Raw genomic sequence first — 22,969 nt, 5'->3', positions numbered from 1 at the left:
CAATGGCGACTCTGGTGAGCCATCCCGACGAGAAGAAGGTGGTTTCCTCGCGCTTCGGAAAAGGAGCCGCGAACATCGACACCTATTTATCGCTCGACGGCTACAAGGCCGTGCAGAAGGCGCTCAAACTCGGCGCCGACGGCATCATCGGCGAGATGAAGGCATCGAACCTCCGCGGACGCGGCGGCGCCGGCTTCCCCACCGGCATGAAGTGGTCGTTCGTGCCCAAGGAATCACCCAAGCCGAAGTACATCCTGTGCAACGGCGACGAGTCCGAGCCCGGCACCTGCAAAGACCGCCTCATCCTGGAGCACGATCCGCACGCCGTCATCGAAGGCGTGGTCATCGCCGGACTCTCGGTCGGCGCCAAGGTCGGCTACATCTATATCCGCGGCGAGTACCGCTACCTGGTCGACATCATGCGCAAGGCGATTGCCGACGCCTACGCGCGCGGCTTCCTGGGTAAGAACATCTTCGGCTCCGGCGTCGACTTCGACTGTTACTGGCACACCGGCGCCGGCGCCTACGAGGTCGGCGAAGAATCGGCGCTCATGGAGTCGCTTGAAGGCAAGCGCGGCATCCCGCGCATCCGCCCGCCGTTTCCGGCCGTCGTCGGCCTGTGGGGCGGGCCCACGGTCATTAATAATGTGGAGACGCTCGCGTCCGTTCCGCACGTCATCCTGGGCGGCGGCGAGTGGTATGCGTCGCTGGGCACGCCGAAGAACGGCGGCACGCGCCTGTTCTGCCTCTCCGGACACGTCAACAGGCCCGGCGTGTACGAACTCCCGCTCGGCTACAACCTGCGCAAGATGATTTACGACGTGGCCGGCGGCATCCCGGATGGACACGGGCTCAAGGCCGTCGTGCCCGGCGGCTCGTCCACGCCGCTGCTCAAGCCGGAAGAAATCGACGTCGCCATGGACTTCGATTCGCTCATGAAGATCGGCACGTTCCTCGGATCGGGCGGCGTCGTCGTGGTGGACGACCACACCTGCATGGTGAAGTTCGCGCTGCGCATCATGAAGTTCTACCAGCACGAGAGCTGCGGCTGGTGCATCCCCTGCCGCGAAGGCACCGACTGGCTCAAGAAGACGCTTACCCGCTTCCACGCCGGCGGCGGGTTAAAGAAGGACATTGATAACATCCAGTATCTGGCTGAAAACATGCTGGGACGCACGTTCTGCCCGCTGGGCGACGCCGCCGCCATGCCGATCATTGCCATCGTAAAAAAGTGGCGCAACGAATTTGAAGACCACCTGAACGGCAAGCCGTGCCCATTTGAAGAACACGGCGCAGTAACGCAGTTGCCGGTGCTGGCGTGAAGATTGAGAAATTGAGAAATCGGGTAATTGAGAAAATGTCTCGGCCGGCCCATTTACCCGATGACTCAATCACCCGATTCGCCGATTGCTATGCCTGACGGAAAGATGGTCACAATCACGGTAGATGGCAAGCAGGTACAGGCTCCCGCGGGCACGCTCCTCATCGAGGCCTGCAAGAGCGTGGGCATCGAGGTGCCGTCGTTCTGCTATTACCCGGGTCTCTCGCTCCAGGCCGCCTGCCGCATGTGCCTGGTCGAGATCGAGAAGATGCCGAAGATGCAGACGGCCTGCACCGTCCCCATCACCGACGGCATGGTCGTCACCACCGCCAGCGAAAAAGTCCGCCAGGCGCGCAAGTCCACGCTCGAGTTTCTGCTCGGCAACCATCCGCTCGACTGCCCCGTCTGCGACGCCGGCGGCGAGTGCGAACTGCAGGACATGACCTTCAGCTACGGCGCCGCCGAATCGCGCTTCATGGAAGCCAAGCTCCACAAAGAAGAGCAGCAGTGGTCGCCGGTGGTCTTCTTCGACCGGCCGCGCTGCATCCTCTGCTACCGCTGCGTGCGCGTCTGCGGCGAGGCCATGGACGTGTGGGCGCTCGGCGTGCAGAACCGCGGCGCCGCCTCCGTCATCGCGCCCAACCAGGGCGACCACCTGGAATGCGAAGAGTGCGGCATGTGCATCGATATCTGCCCGGTCGGCGCGCTCACCTCGGGCGCTTATCGCTACAAGACGCGCCCCTGGGAGATGAAGCACGTCGGCACGCCGTGCATGCATTGCGCCGATGGCTGCAAGACCACGCTCGGCGTCCGCCGCAACGAAGGCGGACTGCAGATCGTCCGCGGGGACAATCGCGACAAGAGCGGCATCAACGGCGACTTCCTCTGCATCAAGGGCCGCTACGCCTTCGACGTCACGCAGAACGACGAGCGCGTCACCCAGCCGCTCCTCCGCCGCAACCAGCACCTGGTGCCTGCGACCTGGGAAGAGGCGTTCGAAGCCGCAGCGACTGGGCTGCGCTCGGCGCTTGAAAACGGCGGGCCCGAGTCAGTCGGCGTGATCGGCTCCAACCGCACTACCAACGAAGAGAACTACCTGCTCCAGAAATTTGCGCGCACGGTGCTGGGCACCAACAACATCGACCATCATCGCACCGCCGACTTCCCTGCTTTCTCCGCCGCGTTGCGCGGCGCGAAGGGCAAAACGGCCAGCATGCGCGACCTGTTCACCGCGCCCGCTATTCTGGTAATCGGCAACGATCCTACCGAGCAGCACCCGCTCGCCGCCTACAACATCCGCAACAACGTCCGCCTGCACAAGGCGCGGCTCTACGTGGTGAACGACGCGCCCATCAAGCTGCGCCGCCAGGCAACGGTGTTCATCCAGGTCTCGGAAAACAACGGCGAGGCGCGCTTCGTCGAGTTCCTCGCATCATCGTCGGGCGCGCCCTCCGATCTCGGCGTGAATGGCTCGACGCCCGAGTCGCTAGCCGCCCTGCGCGACAAGCTCAAGGCGGAGGCTGCGCTCACCGTCATTTTTGGCGCCGAGCTCCGCGGTCCGGCGATCGCGGACCTGGTCCGCGCGCTGCCCAACGCCAACTTTATGTGCCTGGGTGACTACGCCAACTCGCGCGGCGCGGCCGACATGGGCCTCTACCCCGACCTGCTCCCCGGCTACGTTCCCCTGGCCGATGGCGCGCGCTATTCGGTCGAGTGGAAGGCGGCGTTTCCCACGCGGTCCGGCCTCGCGCTGCCGGAAATGTTCTCCGCCGCGCGCGACGGCAAGCTGGGCGCGCTCTACGTGGTCGGATCGAATCCCGTCGCCCGCTATGGCATCGATCCGTTCGGGCTCTCGCGCACCTTCGTCGTGGTGCACGACATGTTCCTCACCGAGACGGCGATGCTGGCCGACGTCGTGTTCCCGGCCGCCTGCGCCTACGAGAAAGAGGGCACATTCACCAACACCGCCGGCGACCTGCAGCTGGTGAAGAAGGCCGGCGACGTGACCGGCACCAGGTCCGATTTCGAAATCATTGTGCGCGTGGCCGAGCGGCTGGGTTGCGACGTTCACCGGCTCGTCCCCTTCGGCCCGGGTAGCACTCGCGTTGACATGGGACAGTCGCGCGGCGCGCAGTCCGGCGAGGCCGATCGGCACGCAGTCTGGCTCGAAGCTCACGGCCTGGAGCCGAAGCTGAGCCCGCTGGATCCGATGGCGATCCTCGACGAGATTCAGCGCCTCGTCCCCGGCTACGCGCCCGAACACGGCGTCAGCCGGCGGAACCTGGTCGCCGGCAACGATGTGCACACGGCCGCCGCCGAGATGGGCCAGTTCAGCGTCGCGCAGGACCCGGGTCTGATCGTGCCGTCGGAAGATTCCCTGTTCACCTCCGGCACCCTCGGCCGCTACTCCAACACGCTGCAATCGGTCATCGAGCGGCGCGCCGACAAGCCGCTGGAGAAAAAGGAACAGTTGGTCTAGTCCCAGGCTTCACGTTTTGCGGTTCAAGTTTCATCAAGTGGCGACTGGCAACTGACTTTGTGCTTTGAAGGGGCGCGGCTTCCAGCCGCGCCGTTGGTGGAGCAAGCAAAGTGTAATGGGCCTTGGCCCTGAAGTACTTTGGTTTCGCTGACAACTGAGAACCGAGAACTGAGAACTTGAGTCTCCTTACCGACACCATCGTTTCGCTGGTCAAGATCGCGATCACGCTCTTCGTGCTGTTGACGGCGGTCGCTTATGCTGTCTGGCTCGAGCGCAAATTGGTTGGAAGGATGCAGAACCGCTGGGGCCCCACGCGCGTCGGCCCGTTCGGCCTGCTGCAGCCGCTGGCCGACGGCCTGAAGTTCATCCTGAAGGAAGACATCATCCCGGCCAACGTCTATCGGCCGCTCTACATTCTTGCGCCAATCCTGTCGGTCACTCTGGCGCTGCTTTCCATCAGTGTGATCCCGATCGGCGACCGCATCACCATCGGCAACTTCACCACGCCCATCCAGATCACCGACGTCAACATCGGCCTGCTCATCATCCTTGGCGTCACATCCATCGGCGTGTACGGCATCGCGCTGGCCGGCTGGTCGTCGAACAGCAAGTACTCGCTGCTCGGCTCGCTGCGCGCCAGCGCGCAGATGGTGAGTTATGAGCTGGCGCTCGGCCTGTCGCTCATCGGCGTGCTCATCTTCGCCGGCAGCTTCAGCCTGCGCGACATCGTGACCAGCCAGCTCCACGGCCACTGGAACATTGTGTGGCGCGGGCAGATTGTCGCCTTCTTCATTTACCTGATGGCCGCCTTCGCCGAGACCAACCGCATCCCCTTCGACCTGCCGGAAGCAGAAACCGAGCTCGTAGCCGGCTATCACACCGAGTACAGCGCCATGAAGTTCGCCATGTTCTTCATGGCCGAGTACACCAACATGATCACGGTCGCGTGCCTCGCCACCATCCTGTTCTTGGGCGGATGGGACGGCCCCGACTTCGCTCCGGCCTCCTGGACGCTGCTGCGCCAGCTTTTGCCTGTGTTCTGGTTCCTGCTGAAAGTTTTCGCGTTCATCTTTCTTTACATTTGGATCCGCGGCACGCTGCCGCGCTTCCGTTATGACCAGCTGATGTCCTTTGGCTGGAAATTTCTGCTGCCCGTCGCGATTGCGAACATTCTCGTGACGAGCTTGGTGGTCGGATTGATGAGTTAATTTTTGGGTGGGCGGGCGCTTGGCGCTTGGCAATTGGCATTGAGCCGTCAGGTTCTCGCGGAGTGGCACGGGGCCACACGGGCCAAGTGCCGAGCGCTAAATGCTAAGTGCCGGGTCCTGAACGGAAATGCACTTAACTTTATTCATCATCTTCGCCGCAGCCTGCGTGGCGGGCGCGCTGAACCTGCTGATTCAGCGCCATCCCATCAACAGCGCGCTTTCGCTCATCGTCGTGATGGCGTCGCTGGCGGCGCTCTACATGCTGCTGGGCGCCGAATTCGTGGCCGCCATCCAGGTGATCGTCTACGCCGGCGCCATCATGGTGCTGTTCGTGTTCGTCATCATGCTGCTCAACGCCGGCGAAGAGGAGCGCACCCGCGGCAGCCGTGTGGCCACTCGATTCGGCGTTCCAGCTGTGCTGCTGCTGGCTGGCGTGGTCACCTATGTCCTGATGCGCCAATCCGGCGTGCTCCCCGTCGGCGCGCTCTACGGGCCGCCGCAGCAGGTCGGGCGCCTGCTCTTCCGCGACTTCCTGCTGCCCTTCGAAGTGACGTCTGTTTTGATCCTCATCGCCATCATGGGCGCGGTGGTGCTGGCCCAGCGCGCGCGGAGCCAGGAAAGCGAAGCACCTGGGCGGAGGGAGCCGTAATGGTCCCCATCGCCTGCTACCTGGTGCTCAGCGCCGTCCTGTTCGCGCTCGGCGTGGCCGGGTTCCTCATCAAGCGCAACATCATCACGATTTTCATGTCCATCGAGCTGATGCTCAACGCGGTGAACCTGTCGTTCGTGGCCTTCGCGGCGCAGTGGCAGCAGCTCAGCGGACAGGTATTTGTTTTCTTCGTCATGGTCGTGGCCGCCGCCGAGGCCGCCGTCGGCCTGGCCATCATTATTAGTGTGTACCGCACGCGCGAGACCCTGAACGTGGACCGCGTGAACCTGCTGAAGCTATAGCGAATGACCGAATCGCTCCATCTCTGGCTCATCCCGCTGCTGCCGCTCCTCGGCGCGGCCATCAACGGCCTCGCCGGACGCCGCTTGCCGAAGCCCGCCGTGTCGGCGATCGCGCTGACGAGCACCGCGCTTTCGTTCGCTGTCGCCGTGTGGGCCGCGATCCGCTTCTTCGGCCTCCCGCATGACGCCATCCCGCACGTGGAAAGCTACGGCTCCTGGATCACCGCCGGCCCATTCTCCGCCGGATTCACCCTCTACCTCGACCAGCTTTCGCTGCTCATGCTTTTCATCGTGACCGGCGTCGGCTTCCTCATCCACGTGTACTCGGTCGGATACATGGCCGAAGAAGGCGGCTATTACCGCTTCTTCTCCTATCTGAACCTGTTCATGTTCTTCATGCTCACGCTGGTGCTGGCCGGCAACTACCTGCTGATGTTTGTGGGCTGGGAAGGCGTGGGCCTGGCGTCGTACCTGCTCATCGGCTTTTACTTCCGCCGCGACTCGGCCTCGGGCGCCGGCAAGAAAGCGTTCATCGTCAACCGCGTCGGCGACTTCGGTTTCATCATCGCGCTGTTTCTGATCATCAAGCACTTCGGCTCGCTTGATTTCGGCCGCGTGTTCTCCTCCATCGGCGCGCTGCCCTCCGACGCCACCACTGCCCTGCTGACCACCATCGCCTTGCTGCTGCTCGTCGGCGCCACCGGCAAGAGCGCGCAGGTTCCGCTCTACGTCTGGCTGCCCGATGCGATGGAAGGCCCCACGCCGGTTTCCGCGCTCATCCACGCCGCCACCATGGTCACCGCCGGCGTGTACATGATCGCGCGCTCGCACGCCATCTTCGACCGCGCCCCCGCAGCGCTGATCGTTGTCGGCAGCATCGGCGCCGCCACCGCGCTTTTCGCCGCCACCATCGCAGTGGCGCAGAACGACATCAAGCGCGTCCTCGCCTACTCCACCATCTCGCAGCTGGGATACATGGTCATGGCCTGCGGCGTCACCGCCTACTCCGCCGCCATGTTCCACCTCATGACGCATGCCTTCTTCAAGGCGCTGCTCTTCCTCGCGGCCGGCTCGGTGATCCACGCGCTCGGCGGCGAGCAGGACATGCGCCACATGGGCGGGCTCCGCACCAAGGTCCCGGTCACGTTCTGGACCATGACGGCCGGCGTGCTGGCCATCGCCGGCGCGCCTCTGTTCAGCGGCTTTTTCAGTAAAGACGAAATTCTCTGGCGCACCGAAGTGAGCCCCTTCGGCGGCGCCGGTCTGTGGCTCGTCGGCTGGATCACCGCCGGCCTCACCTCCTTCTATATGTTCCGGCTGTGGTTCCTCACGTTCTTCGGCGAGCTCCGCGGCGCCCGCCAGGGACACGCCGAGCCCGCGCACGCCGCTCCGCCCGCTCGCGTCGCGCCTGTCGCGCCAAAAGACGGCGCTCTCGTGGAAGTCGACGTCCCCATTCGCGACGTTGACGCCGTCACCGCCGAACTCATGCAGCGCGACGCCCGCGCCCTGAAGGTCGAGGAGCACGGCGAGCGCGCCACCATCCGCGCCGAACTGCGCACCGCCAGGCTGATGTACTTTGAAGCCGAAGTGCGCGAGATGACCGAGGACCGCGCCATCGTGAACGTCCACTTCGCGCAAGCCACGACCGCTCAGCAAGCGTCCGCCCGCGAAGGGCGCGCGCACGAAGGACACGTGCACGAGTCGCCGCGCGTGATGCTGGCGCCGCTCGTGATCCTCGCCGTGCTTTCGGTGATCGGCGGATACGTGGGCGTACCGGCGGCAATGGGTGGCAGCAATCGCTTTGAGCGCTTTCTTGGGCCGGTATTCGCAACCGGCGAGGCGGCCGCTGCTCGCGCTCCCGAAGCCTCGGCGGCAAGCGAGCTCATCTTCACCTTCCTCGCCACGCTCGCCGGCGCCGCCGGCTTCCTCCTCGCCTGGCACATCTACCTGCGGCGGGCAGGACTCGCCGAGCAACTCCGCCGGCGCTTTGCCGGCCTCTACGGCGTCCTTTCGCACAAGTACTACATCGACGAGCTCTACGACGCGGCCATTGTCCGGCCGCTGTACGCCATCTCGCGTGACCTGCTGTGGCGCGGGCTCGATGTGAGCACCATTGACGCCGCCGTCAACGAAGCCGCCGGCGGCGCGCGCGGCATTTCCGGCCGCATCCGCCGCATGCAGTCGGGCAACATTCGCTCCTACGCCGGATGGGTGGCCGCCGGCGCCGCCGTGGTTGTGGTCTACATGATCGTGGCAGGTGTGCGATGAACGAGAGCATCCTCAGCATCGTCGTCTTCGCGCCCGCCGCCGGCGCGCTGCTGCTGGCAGCGCTGCCGCGCCGCGACCAGGTCATTCGCTGGACGGCGTTGAGCGTCTCGCTGGCCGCTTTCCTGTTCTCGATCCACCTGCCGCGTTTCTTCGAGCGCGGCAACGCCGGCTTCCAGTTCGAGCTCGACCGCCAGTGGATCGCCTCGCCCAACATCCACTACCACGTCGCCGTCGACGGCATCTCCATGTGGCTCGTCGTCCTGACCGCGTTCCTGGTGCCGCTGTGCGTGCTCATCTCGTGGCGTTCGGTGCACGATCGCGTGAAGGAATTCTTCATCCTGCTGCTGCTGCTCGAGTCGGCGCTGCTCGGCGTCTTTGTTTCGCTCGATCTGTTCCTCTTTTATTTCTTCTGGGAAGCCACGCTCATTCCGATGGCGCTGCTCATCGGCATGTACGGACACGAGCGCCGCATCTACGCCGCCGTGAAGTTTTTCCTCTACACGGCGATCGCCTCTGTGTTCATGCTCGCCGCCATCCTCTGGCTCTACGCGCAGACCGGCAGCTTCGACTTCGTGGTCATCCGCGCCGCGCTCGCCTCCGGACGACTCGCCCCGTCTGCCTCCGCGATCATGTGGCTCTTCCTCGGCTTCTTCGTCGCGTTCGCCGTGAAGGTGCCGCTGTTCCCGCTGCACACCTGGCTGCCCGACGCCCACGTCGAAGCGCCCACCGCCGGCTCGGTGCTGCTCGCCGCCGTGCTCCTGAAGATGGGCACCTACGGCATGCTGCGCTTCAACCTCGGGTTCTTCCCCGACGAAGCGCAGCGGCAGTCGCCGTGGATCGTGGCGCTGGCCATCATCGGGATCATCTACGGCGCGCTCGTCGCCATGGTGCAGCCGAATCTGAAGAAGCTCATCGCCTACTCATCGGTCAGCCATCTCGGCTTCGTCGTGCTCGGCATCTTCACTTTCACCGCAGCCGGCGCCGACGGCGCCGTCTACCAGATGCTGAACCACGGCGTCTCCACCGGCGCGCTGTTCATGCTCGCCGGCATGCTCTACGAGCGCCGCCACACGTACGAGATCAGCCACTATGGCGGCCTGGCCACGCCCATGCCGGTGTACGCCACGCTGTTTCTGCTGGTCACGCTCTCCTCCATCGGCCTGCCGCTGATGAACGGTTTCGTCGGCGAATTCCTGGTGCTCAGCGGCGCCTTCCAGGCGCGCGGCGTCTACGGCGTGCTCGCCGCCACCGGCGTGATCTGGAGCGCTGTCTACATGCTCTGGACGGTGCAGCGCGTCTTCTACGGTGAAGTCCGCAATCCGGCCAACGCTGCCCTGCCCGACGCCGTCGGACGCGAGCGCCTGGCGCTGATTCCGCTCGTTGTGATGGCGCTGGTGATGGGCGTTCTGCCGAACCTGTGGCTCGGCGGCATCGATCCCGCGGTGCGCGCCGCGCTGGAGCCGCTGCGCCACGCCGTGGCACAGATCGCAACCCAGGTGACCCGATGATTCCCCCCGGCGACTACATCCGCATCCTGCCCGAGCTGGTATTCGCCTTCTTCGGCGCCATGGTCATGCTGCTCGATCCGCTCATGGACGAGAGCGCCAGCCGCCGCCCGCTCGGCATTCTGGCGCTTATCGGCTCGCTGCTTGCGCTGGCCACCGCCTTCTACCAGACCGGGTACACCGGCGCCGCGTTCTTCGGCATGGTGCGCGTGGACGCCTTCAGCATCTTTTTCCACGTAGTGGTGGCGGGCGTGGCCGCGCTAGCAACGCTGGCATCGCTTGAATACTTCGAGGTGAACGGCCTGCGTGCCGGCGAGTACTACGGGCTTATCCTGCTCGGCGCCGTAGGCATGTCGCTCATGTCCTCGGCAGTGGAGTTGGTGCTGATCTTCATCGCGCTGGAGATTTCGTCCATCTCCACCTACATCCTCGCCGGCTTCCGCCGCGGCGTGGCCGCCAGCACGGAGTCGTCGCTGAAGTACTTCCTGCTGGGCTCGTTCGCGACGGCATTTTTCCTCTACGGCGTTGCTCTCATCTTCGGCGCCACCGGGTCCACCAGCGTTTACGCCATCGCCGCGGCGCTGCACGCCGGCTCGCCGGGCCTGCTCACTTACGCCGCCGTCGCCCTGATGTTCGTCGGCCTCGGCTTCAAGGTCGCCTCCGCGCCGTTCCACGTTTGGACGCCCGACGTCTACGAAGGCGCGCCCGCGCCGGTGGTCGCGCTCATGTCCACCGGCCCGAAAGCTGCGGCCTTCGCCGTGCTGCTGCGCGTGCTTTTTGGCGCGGCGATGCCGGGATGGTTTTGGCTGGTATGGGTCTCGGCCGCGCTCTCCATGACGCTCGGCAACCTGGGCGCGCTGGTGCAGACGAACGTCAAGCGCCTGCTCGCCTACTCCTCCATCGCGCACGCCGGCTATCTGCTCGTCGCCTTCACCGGGTCGGAGATCGGCATTCGCGCCGCCATCTTCTACGCCGCCTCGTACGCGGTGATGAACGTGGGCGCGTTCGCCATCGTCAGCCACCTCGCGAGCCGCGGCGAGCGCTACGTCACGCTCGACGATTACGCCGGCCTCGGGCGCCGCTCACCCGTGCTCGCCGCGGCGCTCACCATCCTGCTGCTCTCGCTCATCGGAATTCCCGCCACCGGCGGCTTCTTCGCCAAGTTCTACGCCTTCGCCGCCGCCTTCCAGGCGAACCTGGTGTGGCTGGGCCTGATCGCTGTGATCAACAGCGCCGTCGCGACGTACTACTACCTGCGGCTGATCGTCGTGATGTACATGCGCGAGCCGGTGTCCGGCATGGAACCGGTCGCGCCCGCCTCGCCCGCGCTGGCCGTCGCTGTTGTGGCCAGCGTAGCCATCACGATTTACCTCGGCGTGCTTCCCGGACGCGTCCTCGACTACGCCGCCCAAGGCGCGCGCGACCTGCTGGGCGCGGCCTCGCTCGCTGCCCGCTAACGAAACATCGAAGGGGCATCCTGGGCCCGCGGTATGCGGGCCCGGCACCGAAGCAGTTCGTGGGCGCCACCGTCGCGTTGCGGAAGACGGCTGATTTCTACTCGGCGGCCATCGCCACATCGCGCCGCTCAAACACTGCCGTCGCCGCCAGCCAGAGCAAGAGCGCTTCCCCGAGCGCAAGCCCGGCCGCGGTCGACGGCGCGTGCCACTCCGGCTGAAACTGAAATCCAAAGAGCGCGTGCACCAGCGCCGTAGCGGGCAGCGCTTCGACACCGCTCGCGCCCTCGAGGCCAAGCTGCGCCGCCACGGCAATCACCGTGGCGCTCGCCGCGAGCAGCGGGTGCAGAAACGTCGAGAAGAAAATCGCGAGGCTGGCCACCAGCGCCGCCGCCGCCATCAGCAGCAGCGCATAGGCGGGCAGGTGGGCACCCGGCCAGTGGACGCGCGCCGCCATCCACCAGCCGGCAATGCACACGCTGACGGCGGCGATCACTCCCAGTGACGCCGATCCCAGCAGCAGCCCCGCCAGGTACTGCCCGCGCTCCACCGCTTTGGAGAGCACCGCCAGGATGCGGCGCGAGCGCCGCTCCTGGTGGATGGCGCCCGCCGCGATCAGCACCGGCAGCGCCACGGCGTAGGCCGCCTGCTGGCGCAGGAAAAACAGCGCATCGTCACGCGAGAGCCGCTCATCCAGGCCAAACAACGCCGCGCTGCCGAACACCCACACCAGCAGCACAAGCACGAACCAGCGCTGCTCGCGCAGGAAGTTGCCCGCAATGAGCACAACCGGACGCATCACTGGTTGCTCCCGCTCTCCGACGTCATCTCGACGAAGATTTCCTCCAGCGAGCGCCGCGCCGGGTTCACCGCCACGATCTCGCCGCCCGCGGCCCATACGCGCTCGATGGCGGCGCGCTGTGCCGCGCGCGGCACCGTGAACTGCACCACGCCGTCTCTCGCCTCCGCGCCGGGAAACATCGCCGGCGCCACGTTGCGGACAGCCAGTTCGCTCTGGTCGTGCCGCTCCAGCAGGTCGCCGGTCTTCGCCACGCGCACTAGCCGCCCGCGATGCAGGATGCCGACGCGGTCGCAGATGAGTTCCACCTCCGAGAGCAGGTGCGAGCTGAGGAACACCGTTTTGCCGCGCTCGCGCGCCTTCAGCAGCAGCTCGCGGACCGCCACGCGCCCCAGCGGATCGAGCGCCGACGTGGGTTCGTCGAGCATCAGCAGCTCGGGATCGTTGACCAGTGCCTGCGCCAGGCCCACGCGCTGCTGCATGCCGCGCGAAAAGCGGCCGGCATTGCGGCCGGCATCGGCGGTGAGCTCCAGCTCCTCCAGTACCTGGCGCACGCGCTCGCGCAGAAACCGCCCGCGCATCCCGTTGAGTGCGCCGTAGAAGGCGACCAGCTTGCGTGCCGGCCGGTGATAAAGCGCCACGTTTTCGGCCAAAAACCCCACCCGCGCCCGCGTGGGCGCATGTCCAAAGGCGCGGCCCAGCATGCGGCCGGCGCCGCGCGTCGGCCGCGTGAAGCCCATCGCGATGTGGATGGCAGTGGTCTTGCCGGCGCCATTCGGCCCGAGGAAGCCGAAGATTTCGCCACGCTCGACGGCCAACGAGAAATCCTCGAGCGCCACCAGCGGCTCCGGCCGCAGCCCCACCCGCCGCCGGTAGTGCTTGGTGATGCCCTCGAACTCGAGCACCGCAGCCATCGCCAGTATTGTAGATGTGGGGCTTCGGACGGGTGCGGCTTCGGGAACTGCCGCTCTTGGCTATTGGCTCTCACGATGTAGCGACGGGCGCCCTCGCCCGTCGGCACGCCAGCAACCGCCTTCAGGGCTACCGATAAGGCCGTGCGCGCTTTGCAGCTCCAACAACAAGTGGCGCTTGCTTCACCACTCCGCTCGCGCTATATTCTTATCTTTCGCCCGGCGCTTTGCGCCGGGCGCATCATTTTTGCGCAGTACAGGCCGCCGGGGTTCACCCCGGCGGCCTGTTCTTTTGGAGCCGCCATGACCGACGTCGAACGCGACATTCAGTCGAAATACGAACCCGTCCTCACCCTCTTTTTCTCCGGACGCCTCACCGGCCTCAACCACGCCCGCCACGTGGCCGTGGCCAACATCCTGCGCCGCCTGCCGCACGGGCGCGAACTCATGCACCTGGGGCTGCGCATCACCGCCATCCGCAACGGCGTTCGCGAGAAGTACAACGAAGCCATGACCGACTTCTACTGGGACAACCTCGACGGCACGCTGCCCGGCCTGAGCACGTTCGCGGATGTCCTGGCGCCATCACAAAACGAAGGCCCCTGCCCGGCGACGCCGGACAGGGGCCACGAACCCACGACCGCAGAGACGTAGCTTGCTACGTCTCCTGTGTCCGCAGAAGACTACCCCGTGACCTTCGCAAAAATGACCACCAGCGTGAACAGCACCAGCGACTCGATGAACGCCAGGCCCAGAATCAGCGCCAGCTGGATTCCGGGACGCGCCGACGGGTTCCGCGCCAGGCCCTCGCAGGCCGCCGACGCGACCCTCGACTGCCCCAGCGCCGCCAGCGCCACGGCCAGCGCCATGGCGAAGCCGGAGGTAATGGCGATCCAGTTGGTGCCGCCCGCCGCGGCCGGCGCCGTGCCCTGCGCGAACGCAGGCGTCACCAGCAGCAGCATGCCCGCCAGCACGATGAATGTTGCTTTCTTCATGTTGCTCTCTCCTCGTATGAATTGCCGCCAGTGGGTGGTTGACGTCATCCTCGTGCAGACGCCCTCACGCTCGCGGAACTGCAGTTCTCGGTTCTCAGCTCCCGGTTCTCAGTTGACGCCCGTCCCACCCGCACTCACCAGGCCATCGCCTCGAACTGAGAACCGACAACTGAGAACTGCTTCTCAATGTTCGTGCGCGGTCGCTTCCGACAAATACACCGTCGCCAGCAGCACGAAGATGTACGTCTGAATGAACGACACGCCGATGTGCAGGCCCATGAACAGGACCGGAATCCCGATCGGCACCAGCGAAAAGAAGACCAGCGTCACCATGTCGCCCGCGAACATGTTGGCGAAGAGACGAATGGTAAGCGAGAGGATGCGCGCCAGGTGGCTGCACACTTCGATCAGGAACATCAGCGGCGCCAGCCACCACACCGGCCCCATGAAGTGCTTCAGGTAGCCGAAGCCGTTCGCGCGAATGCCCTGGAAGTGGTAGTAGCACCAGGTGAGGATCGCGCACCCGAGCGGCACCGAGGGTATCGCCGTCGGCGACTCGAACCCCGGGACCAGTCCGATGAGGTTGCACGTCAGGATGTAGAGCCCAAGCGTCACCAGGTACGGGGTGTAGGCCTCGTAACCATGTCCGATGATCTCGTGGCTCTGGTTGGCCACGAAGCCGCGCACCCACTCCAGCGTGAGCTGCAGCGCCCCGGGCGACTCCACCGAGAGCCGCGTGCGCACAATGATGAAGAACAGCGTGAGCAGGATGACGACCAGCACCTGCATCGCGACCGCATTGCTGATGGGCGCCTCGGGAAAATGAGGATGGATGCCGAGCGCGTTCAGCAGGGCCGTGACCGGGCCGCCCAGCAGGCGGTTGAGCAGTTCTGTAAAGGGCAGTTGTTCGTGCATCCGCTGTGGTTGCTGACTAAATTCCGCGATGCAGCGCGGTCCAGGCTTCCCACGCGGCCTCGCACATCATGGCGGCCGCCGGCAGACACAGGCCGAGCATGAATCCGTAGAAGCCTGCCAGGGAAACATTGAATATAGCATAGCCCGCCGCGGCCACCCAAAGGTAGCGCCCCAGGAAGCGCGCCACGATGCGTCCGCCGCGCTCTCGGCCCGCGCCGGTCGTGATCCGGTCAGCCAGGCCGTTGACCGCGCGCGCCAGCGCCCGGAAATTGTGCCAGGAGATCGCTCCTCCCAAAGCCGCGCCCAGCGCGCCTTCCCAGCCCTTCCACAAAAACGCGCCAACCGCGCCCGGGATGACGAGGATGAGCGTGAAACGCGCCACTCGCTCCACCGCGCCGCCGTAGAACAACTCCGCCTGCGCCGCCGCGCGCTCCTCCGCCGAAACCAAGCGTGCATTCATTGCTTCGTGTCCGTGGAAGTCACGCTGCGAATGAGCTGGATGAATCCCACCACCGCGCCGAAGATCAGTCCGGCCAGATACAGCCACTTCGTGTGCAGCCACTTGTCGAGGAGCAATCCGAAGATCAGTCCGATCAGGACCGCCGCAGGCAGAATGAACCCGATCTCCGAGTAGCGCGCAATCTGCGCCATCGGGTTTTCGCGCTTTGGATTGTCCTGCTTGGATTCAGGCGCGCCCACAAGCAGAGGTTAGCACGCGGCTGGAGCACTCAGCACTCAGCCCCTGACGGCTTCAGCGAAAATGCGCGCAGCTTTCGCCGGGCTGTGCACTGGCTGAATGCTGATTGCTGAACGCTGAGTGCTGCTACTTCACCAGCTGCGCCACGCTCGCCGTCTGCGGCAATTGCAGCGACCAGTTCGCCACGCGGATGAACCACTCCGGGAAAATGCCGATGTACACGGTCGCCAGCGCCGTCACCGCCAGCGCCACCGCCACACCCGGGGACGGACGCACCGGCTCGGCATCGAGCGCCTCGCGCATGAACATCGCGTTGGCGATCTTCAGGTAGTAGTAGAGCGAAACCGCCACGTAGATCACCGCCAGCGACGCCAGCACGTAGTGTCCGCTCTCCATCAGCCCAAGGAAGATGAAGTATTTCCCGTAAAAGCCGGCCAGCGGCGGAATCCCCGCCAGCGAGAGCAGGAAGATCAGCATCAGCACGGCTTCGGTGGGCGCCTTGAAGAACAGCCCTGAGATATCGTCCAGCTCGTCGCCGATAATGTCGCGCCGCCGCAGCGAGATGATCACCGCGAACGCGCCCAGATTCATGAACGTGTACACCAGCAGGTACACGATGATGCCCTTCACGCCGGTCGCGCTCGGCGACGCCCTGTCTCCCGCCGCCAGGCCCAGCAGCATGTAGCCCACGTGCGCGATCGAGGAATACGCCAGCAGCCGCTTCAGGTTGCTCTGCGTCAGCGCCGCCAGGTTCCCGCCCGTCATGGTCGCGATGGCGACAAAGATGACCAGCGGCAGGTACTCCGGCCGCAGCGGGTTCAGCCCGTTCAGGAAGATGCGCAGCAGCAGCGCCCACGCCGCCGACTTCCCCGCCACCGACATGAATCCCGTGATCGCCGTGGGCGCGCCTTCGTACGCGTCGGGCGCCCACTGGTGGAACGGCACGGCCGCAATTTTGAAGAACAGTCCCGCGGCCGTGGTGATCAGCGCCAGCGCATGCACCGGTCCGAACTGCTGCCCTTGCAGCCGCGCGGCAATCTGTCCCAGGTTCGTGGAGCCGGTCAGACCGTAGAAGAGCGAAAGCCCGTACGCGAAGATGCCGCTGGAAAACGCGCCCAGCAGCAGATACTTCAGCGCCGCTTCGTTCGACCGCCGGTCGTTGCGCAGAAACCCGACCAGCACGTACGTCGAGATGGCCATCAGCTCCAGGCCGATGAACAGAATAATGATGTCGTATCCGGCGGCCATGCACATCATGCCGGCAACCGAGAACAATATGAGCGCGTAGTACTCGCCGTGCTGCTCGTTCTCCACGTCGAGGTAGCGCGCCGACATCAGCACCGTGATCGCCGCCGCCGCCAGGAACAGATACCAGAAGAAGATGGCGAACGGGTCCACCGCCCACGAGCCCATGAAGCCCACGTGCAGCGGCGCCATGCCGCGCAGCGCGGTGTTGTGATACGCAAGCTGGATCTTGTAGACCGCGACCGCTGAGAAAACGAGCCCGGCGAACGCCGACCACGCGTTCACCACCTTCCACTCGCGCGGCAGGATCAGGTCAATCAGCAGCGTGCCCAACCCGAACATCGTGACCATGATTACCGGCAGCGAGAGCAGGTAATCCGCGCTGTTGAAGAATTGCGAGGTCAGGGTCAACGTCCGCTCTCCTGCGCGGCAGCCGCCGTCGGCGCCGCCTGCTTGCGCTGCGCCTCAACGGCCGGCTTGAGTCCCGGATAATCCGGCCGCGCCACGCGCACAATCTGGTTCACCGGCTGCTCCAGTATCTGGAAGAGCGGCTTGGGATACACGCCGATCCACACCGCCAGAATCACCAGCGGCGCAAACGTCAGCAGCTCGCGCGGCGTCAGGTCATGTAGCTTTTCGTTCTTGGGATTCGTGACTGGTCCGAAGAACACGCGCTGATACAGCCACAGCAGGTACGCCGCGCCCAGCACCACGCCGCTCACCGCCCACGCCGCCCACGCGCGCTGCTCCGCGAACGCGCCTTGGAGGATGGTGAACTCGCCAATGAATCCGTTCAGCAGCGGCAGCCCGAGCGACGACATGAACATGATCAGCGTGATCGTGGCGTACCACGGCATCACGGTGCTGATGCCGCCGTACTCGGCGATCTCGCGCGTGTGCCGCCGCTCGTAGAGAATGCCCACGATCAGGAACAGCGCGCCGGTCGAGATGCCGTGGTTGACCTGCTGAATCACCGAGCCGCTCAGACCGAGCGGATTCAGCGCGAAAATTCCCAGCGTGCAGAAGCCCAGGTGGCTCACCGACGAGTACGCCACCAGCTTCTTCATGTCCTTCTGCATCAGCGAAACCAGCGCGCCGTAGATGATTCCCACGATCGAGAGGAAGATCATCCAGAAGCGCACCTTGGCATTCATCGCCACCGCCGGGAACAGCGGCAGCGAGAAGCGGATCAGCCCGTACGTGCCCATCTTCAGCAGCACGCCGGCCAGGATCACCGAACCCGCCGTCGGCGCCTCCACGTGCGCGTCGGGCAGCCAGGTGTGGAACGGGAACATCGGCACCTTGATCGCGAACCCGACGAAGAACGCAATGAACAGGAGAACAGCAGCGCCGCCCGTGATCTGCGGCGCCGTCTGGTAGAGCGCTTCGATGCTGAACGTGTACTGCCCGGTCACGCTGTGATGGTGGTAGTACAGGTAAAGGATGCCGAGCAGCATCAGCACCGAGCCCACCAGCGTGTACAGGAAAAACTTGATGGCGGCGTAAAGTTTGCGCGGCCCGCCCCAGATGCCGATGAGCAGGTACATCGGCACCAGCATCACTTCCCAGAACACATAGAAGAGGAAGAAATCCAGCGCCATGAAGACGCCGAGCATGCCCGTCTGCAGCACCAGGAACCACACGTAGTATTCCTTGGTGCGCTCCTGGATCGCCTCCCACGACGAGAGGATCGAGATCCACCCCAGCAGCGTCGTCAGCATGATCAGCAGGAAGCTGATGCCGTCGATGCCGAGCACGTAGCCGGCGCCGATCGAGGGGATCCAGTTCCCCGGCGCGCCTTCCACGAACTTGAAGCCGGGCTGGTCCTTCACCGCCCAGAACATCGGCGCCAGCGGCAGCGAGACCAGGAATCCCGCCAGCGCAAAGATGTTCGCCAGCCACCGGATGGCGTCCTTGTTCTCGCGCGGCACAAACAGCAGCAGCGCCGCCCCCACCAGCGGAACAAACAGAATGATCGAAAGTATGTGTTGCTGCATTTTTTCTCTGGACCCGCTTTCCGCTTCCCGCTCTCCGCTCCCCGTTATCCAGAGAGCATGCGGGCTCCATTTACCCGATTACCCGATTTCTCAATTCCCCGGTCCCTCCGGGGCCTTTGTGCAAGCTTCGCGCCCTTCGTGTGAACCGCTCTTGCCTTTGCCTTCGTGAAACGTGAAACGGGAAACGTGAAACCTGCCTTTCAATCCCCGTGCGCCGCGCTCGCCCTCTGCCCCGGCGCCGCGCCGCTGGGCGCGCGGAAAATCAGATAAAGGACCAGGCACAGCGCGCCGAACGCCGCCAGATACCCCAACGCCTCGAGCGTCCGCCGCGTGTACCAGTTGAAGTAGTAGCCCGTCAGCCCGACCAGGCCCGCCACCATCACCAGCGCGTAGAACTGCACCAGGCCCCACTGCACCAGCCGCATGGGATACGACAGCCCGCGAATCACCAGCGCCGGACCGTTCACCAGCAGCCCATCGATGATCCACTTGTCCCAGGCATTGGAAATCGTGCCGGAAAGCTTCGTGATCCAGCCGGCGCCGTTCACGCCGCCGTCAATCACGTTCGCGTCAAACTTCCAAAGCGCCGTGCCCAGCCCCATCGCGCCCAGGCGTTCGTCGCCCGCAATCGGCCGCCGCCCGGTGAACGCCGTGTCATAAATCTCGTCCACGTAGTACTTGTTGAGCAGCGTCGAGTACACCGGCTGCGACGCGCGCTCGATCGGCTCGCGGAATCCCGGCCCGGCATCCTTGTATGCGCGATACGCCATGCCAAGCCCGGCAAACGCCGCGGCAACCGAGAGGATCATGAGGCCGTACTCCACCGGGCTGGTGTGCTCCTCTTCTTTCTTTCCTGCCGCGAGCTGTGCCGCCTCACCGGTACGGACAAGTTCGCGCGCTTCCGGCGCGAACACCGGCTCCAGGAACTTCTCAAACCGATTGCTGCCGCCCAGCGAATGCGGCAGGCCGAGATACCCGGCGAAGATCGCGAAGAACGCCAGCGCCACCAGCGGGAACGTCATCGAGGGCGGCGACTCGTGGATGTGCGGCTCCACGTCCGCGTCCACGCGCGACTTGCTGAAGAACGTCAGCCACATCAGCCGGAACATGTAGAACGAGGTCATCAGCGCGGTGGCGAACGCGATGTACCACAGGAAGCGGAACGCGCCGTTCTGCGACGACCACGTCTGCCACAGGATCTCGTCCTTGGAGAAGAAGCCCGCCAGGCCCGGAATGCCGGCGATGGCCAGCGTGCCGATCATCATCGTCCAGTAGGTGATCGGGATCTTGTGCCGCAGCGCGCCCATCTTGCGCATGTCCTGCTGGCCAGCCAGCGCGTGGATCACCGCGCCCGAGCCGAGGAACAGCAGCGCCTTGAAGAACGCATGCGTGAACACGTGGAACACGCCCGCGGCGAACGCGCCCACGCCCAGCGCCAGGAACATGTATCCCAGCTGCGAGACCGTTGAGTACGCCAGCACGCGCTTGATGTCGTTCTGCACCAGGCCGATCGAGGCGGCAAAGATGGCGGTGATCGCGCCCACGATGGCCACGATCTTCATCGTTTCCGGCGCCAGCACGAACAGCGCATTCGAGCGCGCCACCATGTACACGCCCGCCGTCACCATGGTCGCGGCGTGGATCAGCGCCGAAACCGGCGTGGGACCTTCCATCGCGTCCGGCAGCCACACATAGAGCGGCACCTGCGCCGACTTCCCGCACGCCCCGATGAACAGCATCAGCGTGGCGAAGGTGATGAGCGGATCGCCCACCTGGAACTGTCCGCTGCGCGCCATCTCCGTCACCGTCGTGAAGCGGATCGAGCCGAAGTACCACGCGATGCTGAACAGCCCGAGCACGAAGCCGGCGTCACCCACGCGGTTGGTGATGAACGCCTTGTTGGCCGCCGTCGAGGCCGAGTGCCGCAGGAAGTAGAACCCGATCAGCAGATACGAACACAGGCCCACGCCTTCCCACCCCACGAACATCATGGCGTAGTTGTTCCCCAGGATCAGCGTGAGCATGGAGAACATGAACAGGTTCAGGTATCCGAAGAAGCGGTAGTAGCCGCCTTCGTGCGCCATGTACCCGGTGGAGTAAATGTGGATCAGCATCCCCACCCCGGTCACGAACAGCAGCCATATAGAAGAAAGCGGATCGAGCAGAAACCCGCACTCAGCCTTGAACTCGGCCGACCGCCCGTCGGCGGTCGCATAGTTCAGGTGGCCGTCGCCGGAGCCCATCCAGACGTAGAGAATTTTCTCGAAGGGCTTGCCGTGCTTGGTGGCGGCGAAATCGGTGTACTGCCAAACCGCCATCACCGACCACAAAAACGCGATGACCACTACGCCCACGCAAACCGCGTTGACGAATGCCTTCGGCAGCCGCTCCGGAGGATGCGCCTCGCCATGGCCTCCATGCGCCGACGTTCCGTGCGCACCGGGGCCGCGACCAGCAGCGGTGTTCGAATCCAAAGAAGACGAAATTGCGTGGGAGTGCGAGTTCGCCGGCCCATGCGCGGCATGCGGGTCATAGGCCGCCACCGCCGGACTGCCGTCGGCCACGTCATGCGGATCGTGCTCGCCGTGCTCGCCGGCAGTGCTCGGCCCAGGCAGCGGCCGCCCAAAGAAAAACATCACCGCCGCGCCGAACAGCGGCAGCAGCGGCACAACCCAGATGTAATCTAAGAAGAACATTCAGTCCTAATTCTTAGCTGGCACCTGCAAAACCGCTTGCAAAATAAAATCCCGAGCGCAGCGAGGGATCCCTATTGCCATCCCCGCTATTCCGCGTGAGCCCCGAGCCTTCCTTCGTGCCCTTCGTGCAACCTTCGTGTCCTTCGTGTGAACCGGTGTTGACCTTGATCCGCGTTCATCCGCGTAAATCCGCGGTAAGGGGTTTCACCACTTCAGCAGGTCCACCTCGTCCACGTTCACCGTCTCTTTGTTCCGGAAGAACGCGATCAGGATTCCCAGCCCCACGGCCGCCTCGGCCGCGGCGTCGGTGATCACGAAGATCGAGAACACCTGCCCGTGCAGCCCGTAGAGCCGCGAAAACGCCACCAGGTTCAGGTTCACCGCGTTCAGGATCAGCTCGATGGACATGAGCACAATCACCACATTGCGCCGCGTGAGCACACCAATCGTCCCGATGGCGAACAACGCCGCCGCCACGACCAGATAGTGCAAGATGGTGATCTCGCCCATGGTTTCGCTAGATCCTTTTCTTCGCCATCACCACCGCGCCCACGATCGCCACCAGCAGCAGCAGCGACGCCACCTCGAACGGCAACAGGTAATTCCCGTACAGCATGATCCCGACCTGCTGCGTGTTCGCCGTCTCCGGCATGGGCGCCACGCGCTGCGGGAAGATCCCGCTGCCCTGGAAATAAATAAAGACGAACATCGCCGCCAGTACGCCCGTGGCCAGCAGCCCGACCAGCCATTGCCGGTTGAACTGCTGCTCGCGCTCGTTTTTCTCGATCGAAACCAGCATGATCACGAACAGGAACAGCACCATGATCCCGCCGGCATACAGAATGATCTGAACGCCGGCCACGAAAGGCGCGTACAGCATCAGGTAGATCCCAGCCAACGCCAGCAGGGTGAGAATCAACGCCAGCGCCGAGTGCACCGGGTTGCGGCGCGTGATCACCAGCACGCCACCCAGCAAGGCCAGCGCTGACAAGAAATAGAAGAAGAAAGATGTGGCCACTGGTGTCATTTCAGCGCGACCCCCACAACCGCGGTAACGATCAGCACACCGATCGCAGTCGGCAGCATCACCTTCCAGCCCACTTTCATCAGCTGGTCAAAACGGTAGCGCGGAAATGTGGCGCGATACCAGATATAGAGGTACATGAACACCGCCACCTTCGCCACAAACCAATAAACGTCCTGGATGCGATCGCGGACCGGCGGAATAAAAAGGACCAACCCGATCAACGCCAGCGCCCCGCCGAACGCGGCCAGACCGATGGTCTGAATTTTGAAATAAGGATGCTTCGGCATCCTGCTGACCCCGAGGAAAGCGAAGCCAGCGAGCACAAGAAAGGTCGCGGCCGGGAACAGCGAAAACAGGAACTCCCATCCCGATCCGGTCAGCGCATTGGGAAACGGCCGCAACCATCCGCCCAGCCACAGCGTCACCGCGACCGACGATACCGCGATCATGGCCGCGTATTCGCCCAGCATAAATAAAGACCAGCGGAAACCGCTGTACTCG

21 protein-coding genes are annotated in these 22,969 nt (G+C 64.6%); 9 read left to right on the top strand and 12 right to left on the bottom strand.

Annotation, left to right across the window (positions count from 1 at the left end):
* Window positions 1-2: 2 nt before the first annotated feature.
* The 8 genes from nuoF to VFA60_14565 all read left to right on the top strand — a co-directional run bounded on the left by nuoF (window position 3) and on the right by VFA60_14565 (window position 11,189).
* On the top strand, window positions 3-1,322 hold the full coding sequence (gene nuoF, locus VFA60_14600) for an NADH-quinone oxidoreductase subunit NuoF (protein ID HZQ93020.1): 1,320 nt from the start codon (window positions 3-5) through the stop codon (window positions 1,320-1,322).
* 90 nt (window positions 1,323-1,412) lie between these two features.
* Window positions 1,413-3,800, top strand: a complete 2,388-nt coding sequence (locus tag VFA60_14595) for a molybdopterin-dependent oxidoreductase (protein ID HZQ93019.1) — start codon at window positions 1,413-1,415, stop codon at window positions 3,798-3,800.
* Window positions 3,801-3,976: 176 nt separating this feature from the next.
* Window positions 3,977-5,008: an NADH-quinone oxidoreductase subunit NuoH gene (gene nuoH / locus VFA60_14590; protein HZQ93018.1), complete on the top strand. Its 1,032-nt coding sequence runs from the start codon at window positions 3,977-3,979 to the stop codon at window positions 5,006-5,008.
* A 127-nt stretch (window positions 5,009-5,135) separates the two neighbouring features.
* Window positions 5,136-5,657 (top strand): NADH-quinone oxidoreductase subunit J, encoded by a 522-nt coding sequence (locus VFA60_14585; GenBank protein HZQ93017.1) that lies wholly within the window; start codon window positions 5,136-5,138, stop codon window positions 5,655-5,657.
* The gene (nuoK, locus tag VFA60_14580) at window positions 5,657-5,959 is read left to right on the top strand and encodes an NADH-quinone oxidoreductase subunit NuoK (protein HZQ93016.1); all 303 of its coding nucleotides are present in this window, start codon (window positions 5,657-5,659) and stop codon (window positions 5,957-5,959) included. The genes VFA60_14585 and nuoK (VFA60_14580) overlap by 1 nt, the downstream gene beginning before the upstream one ends.
* 3 nt (window positions 5,960-5,962) lie before the next feature.
* Window positions 5,963-8,227, top strand: a complete 2,265-nt coding sequence (gene nuoL, locus VFA60_14575; protein ID HZQ93015.1) for an NADH-quinone oxidoreductase subunit L — start codon at window positions 5,963-5,965, stop codon at window positions 8,225-8,227.
* On the top strand, window positions 8,224-9,735 hold the full coding sequence (locus VFA60_14570; GenBank protein HZQ93014.1) for an NADH-quinone oxidoreductase subunit M: 1,512 nt from the start codon (window positions 8,224-8,226) through the stop codon (window positions 9,733-9,735). Before nuoL (VFA60_14575) ends, VFA60_14570 begins: the two co-directional genes overlap by 4 nt.
* The gene (locus VFA60_14565; GenBank protein ID HZQ93013.1) at window positions 9,732-11,189 is read left to right on the top strand and encodes an NADH-quinone oxidoreductase subunit N; all 1,458 of its coding nucleotides are present in this window, start codon (window positions 9,732-9,734) and stop codon (window positions 11,187-11,189) included. Before VFA60_14570 ends, VFA60_14565 begins: the two co-directional genes overlap by 4 nt.
* A gap of 97 nt (window positions 11,190-11,286) precedes the next feature.
* Here VFA60_14565 and VFA60_14560 read toward each other — a convergent pair whose 3' ends face one another.
* Window positions 11,287-11,988: a hypothetical protein gene (locus VFA60_14560; protein ID HZQ93012.1), complete on the bottom strand. Its 702-nt coding sequence runs from the start codon at window positions 11,986-11,988 to the stop codon at window positions 11,287-11,289.
* A complete protein-coding gene (locus VFA60_14555) occupies window positions 11,985-12,899 on the bottom strand; it encodes an ABC transporter ATP-binding protein (protein ID HZQ93011.1) in 915 nt (304 codons plus the stop codon). Before VFA60_14555 ends, VFA60_14560 begins: the two co-directional genes overlap by 4 nt.
* Window positions 12,900-13,199: 300 nt before the next feature.
* Here VFA60_14555 and VFA60_14550 point away from each other — a divergent pair, with 300 nt between their 5' ends.
* Window positions 13,200-13,550 carry a hypothetical protein gene (locus VFA60_14550; GenBank protein HZQ93010.1) on the top strand — a complete coding sequence of 117 codons (351 nt, stop codon included), beginning with the start codon at window positions 13,200-13,202 and terminating at the stop codon, window positions 13,548-13,550.
* A 29-nt stretch (window positions 13,551-13,579) separates the two neighbouring features.
* Here VFA60_14550 and VFA60_14545 read toward each other — a convergent pair whose 3' ends face one another.
* From VFA60_14545 to VFA60_14500, 10 genes are all read right to left on the bottom strand, one after another.
* Entirely contained in the window at window positions 13,580-13,891 is a 312-nt protein-coding gene (locus VFA60_14545) for an ATP synthase F0 subunit C (protein HZQ93009.1), read from the bottom strand.
* Window positions 13,892-14,074: 183 nt separating this feature from the next.
* A complete protein-coding gene (gene atpB, locus VFA60_14540) occupies window positions 14,075-14,806 on the bottom strand; it encodes a F0F1 ATP synthase subunit A (protein HZQ93008.1) in 732 nt (243 codons plus the stop codon).
* Between the two features lie 16 nt (window positions 14,807-14,822).
* Complete coding sequence (locus VFA60_14535) at window positions 14,823-15,266, bottom strand: ATP synthase subunit I (GenBank protein HZQ93007.1); 444 nt, start codon at window positions 15,264-15,266, stop codon at window positions 14,823-14,825.
* Window positions 15,263-15,505: an AtpZ/AtpI family protein gene (locus VFA60_14530; protein ID HZQ93006.1), complete on the bottom strand. Its 243-nt coding sequence runs from the start codon at window positions 15,503-15,505 to the stop codon at window positions 15,263-15,265. Before VFA60_14530 ends, VFA60_14535 begins: the two co-directional genes overlap by 4 nt.
* 124 nt (window positions 15,506-15,629) lie before the next feature.
* Complete coding sequence (locus VFA60_14525) at window positions 15,630-17,159, bottom strand: NADH-quinone oxidoreductase subunit N (GenBank protein HZQ93005.1); 1,530 nt, start codon at window positions 17,157-17,159, stop codon at window positions 15,630-15,632.
* Entirely contained in the window at window positions 17,156-18,745 is a 1,590-nt protein-coding gene (locus VFA60_14520; protein ID HZQ93004.1) for an NADH-quinone oxidoreductase subunit M, read from the bottom strand. The genes VFA60_14525 and VFA60_14520 overlap by 4 nt, the downstream gene beginning before the upstream one ends.
* Window positions 18,746-18,945: 200 nt before the next feature.
* Window positions 18,946-21,441 carry an NADH-quinone oxidoreductase subunit L gene (gene nuoL, locus VFA60_14515; protein HZQ93003.1) on the bottom strand — a complete coding sequence of 832 codons (2,496 nt, stop codon included), beginning with the start codon at window positions 21,439-21,441 and terminating at the stop codon, window positions 18,946-18,948.
* A gap of 204 nt (window positions 21,442-21,645) precedes the next feature.
* Entirely contained in the window at window positions 21,646-21,951 is a 306-nt protein-coding gene (gene nuoK, locus VFA60_14510) for an NADH-quinone oxidoreductase subunit NuoK (GenBank protein HZQ93002.1), read from the bottom strand.
* 7 nt (window positions 21,952-21,958) lie between these two features.
* Window positions 21,959-22,459 (bottom strand): NADH-quinone oxidoreductase subunit J, encoded by a 501-nt coding sequence (locus VFA60_14505; GenBank protein HZQ93001.1) that lies wholly within the window; start codon window positions 22,457-22,459, stop codon window positions 21,959-21,961.
* Between the two features lie 5 nt (window positions 22,460-22,464).
* Window positions 22,465-22,969, bottom strand: a 505-nt coding sequence (locus VFA60_14500; GenBank protein ID HZQ93000.1) for an NADH-quinone oxidoreductase subunit H, incomplete at its 5' end; no start/stop codon positions are given.

The sequence above is a fragment of the Terriglobales bacterium genome (genome assembly GCA_035651995.1).
Taxonomy (GTDB): Bacteria; Acidobacteriota; Terriglobia; order Terriglobales; family Acidobacteriaceae; genus DASRER01.
Note: the sequence above shows the minus strand (reverse complement) of the source record. Positions and strands in the feature narration are given on the sequence as shown.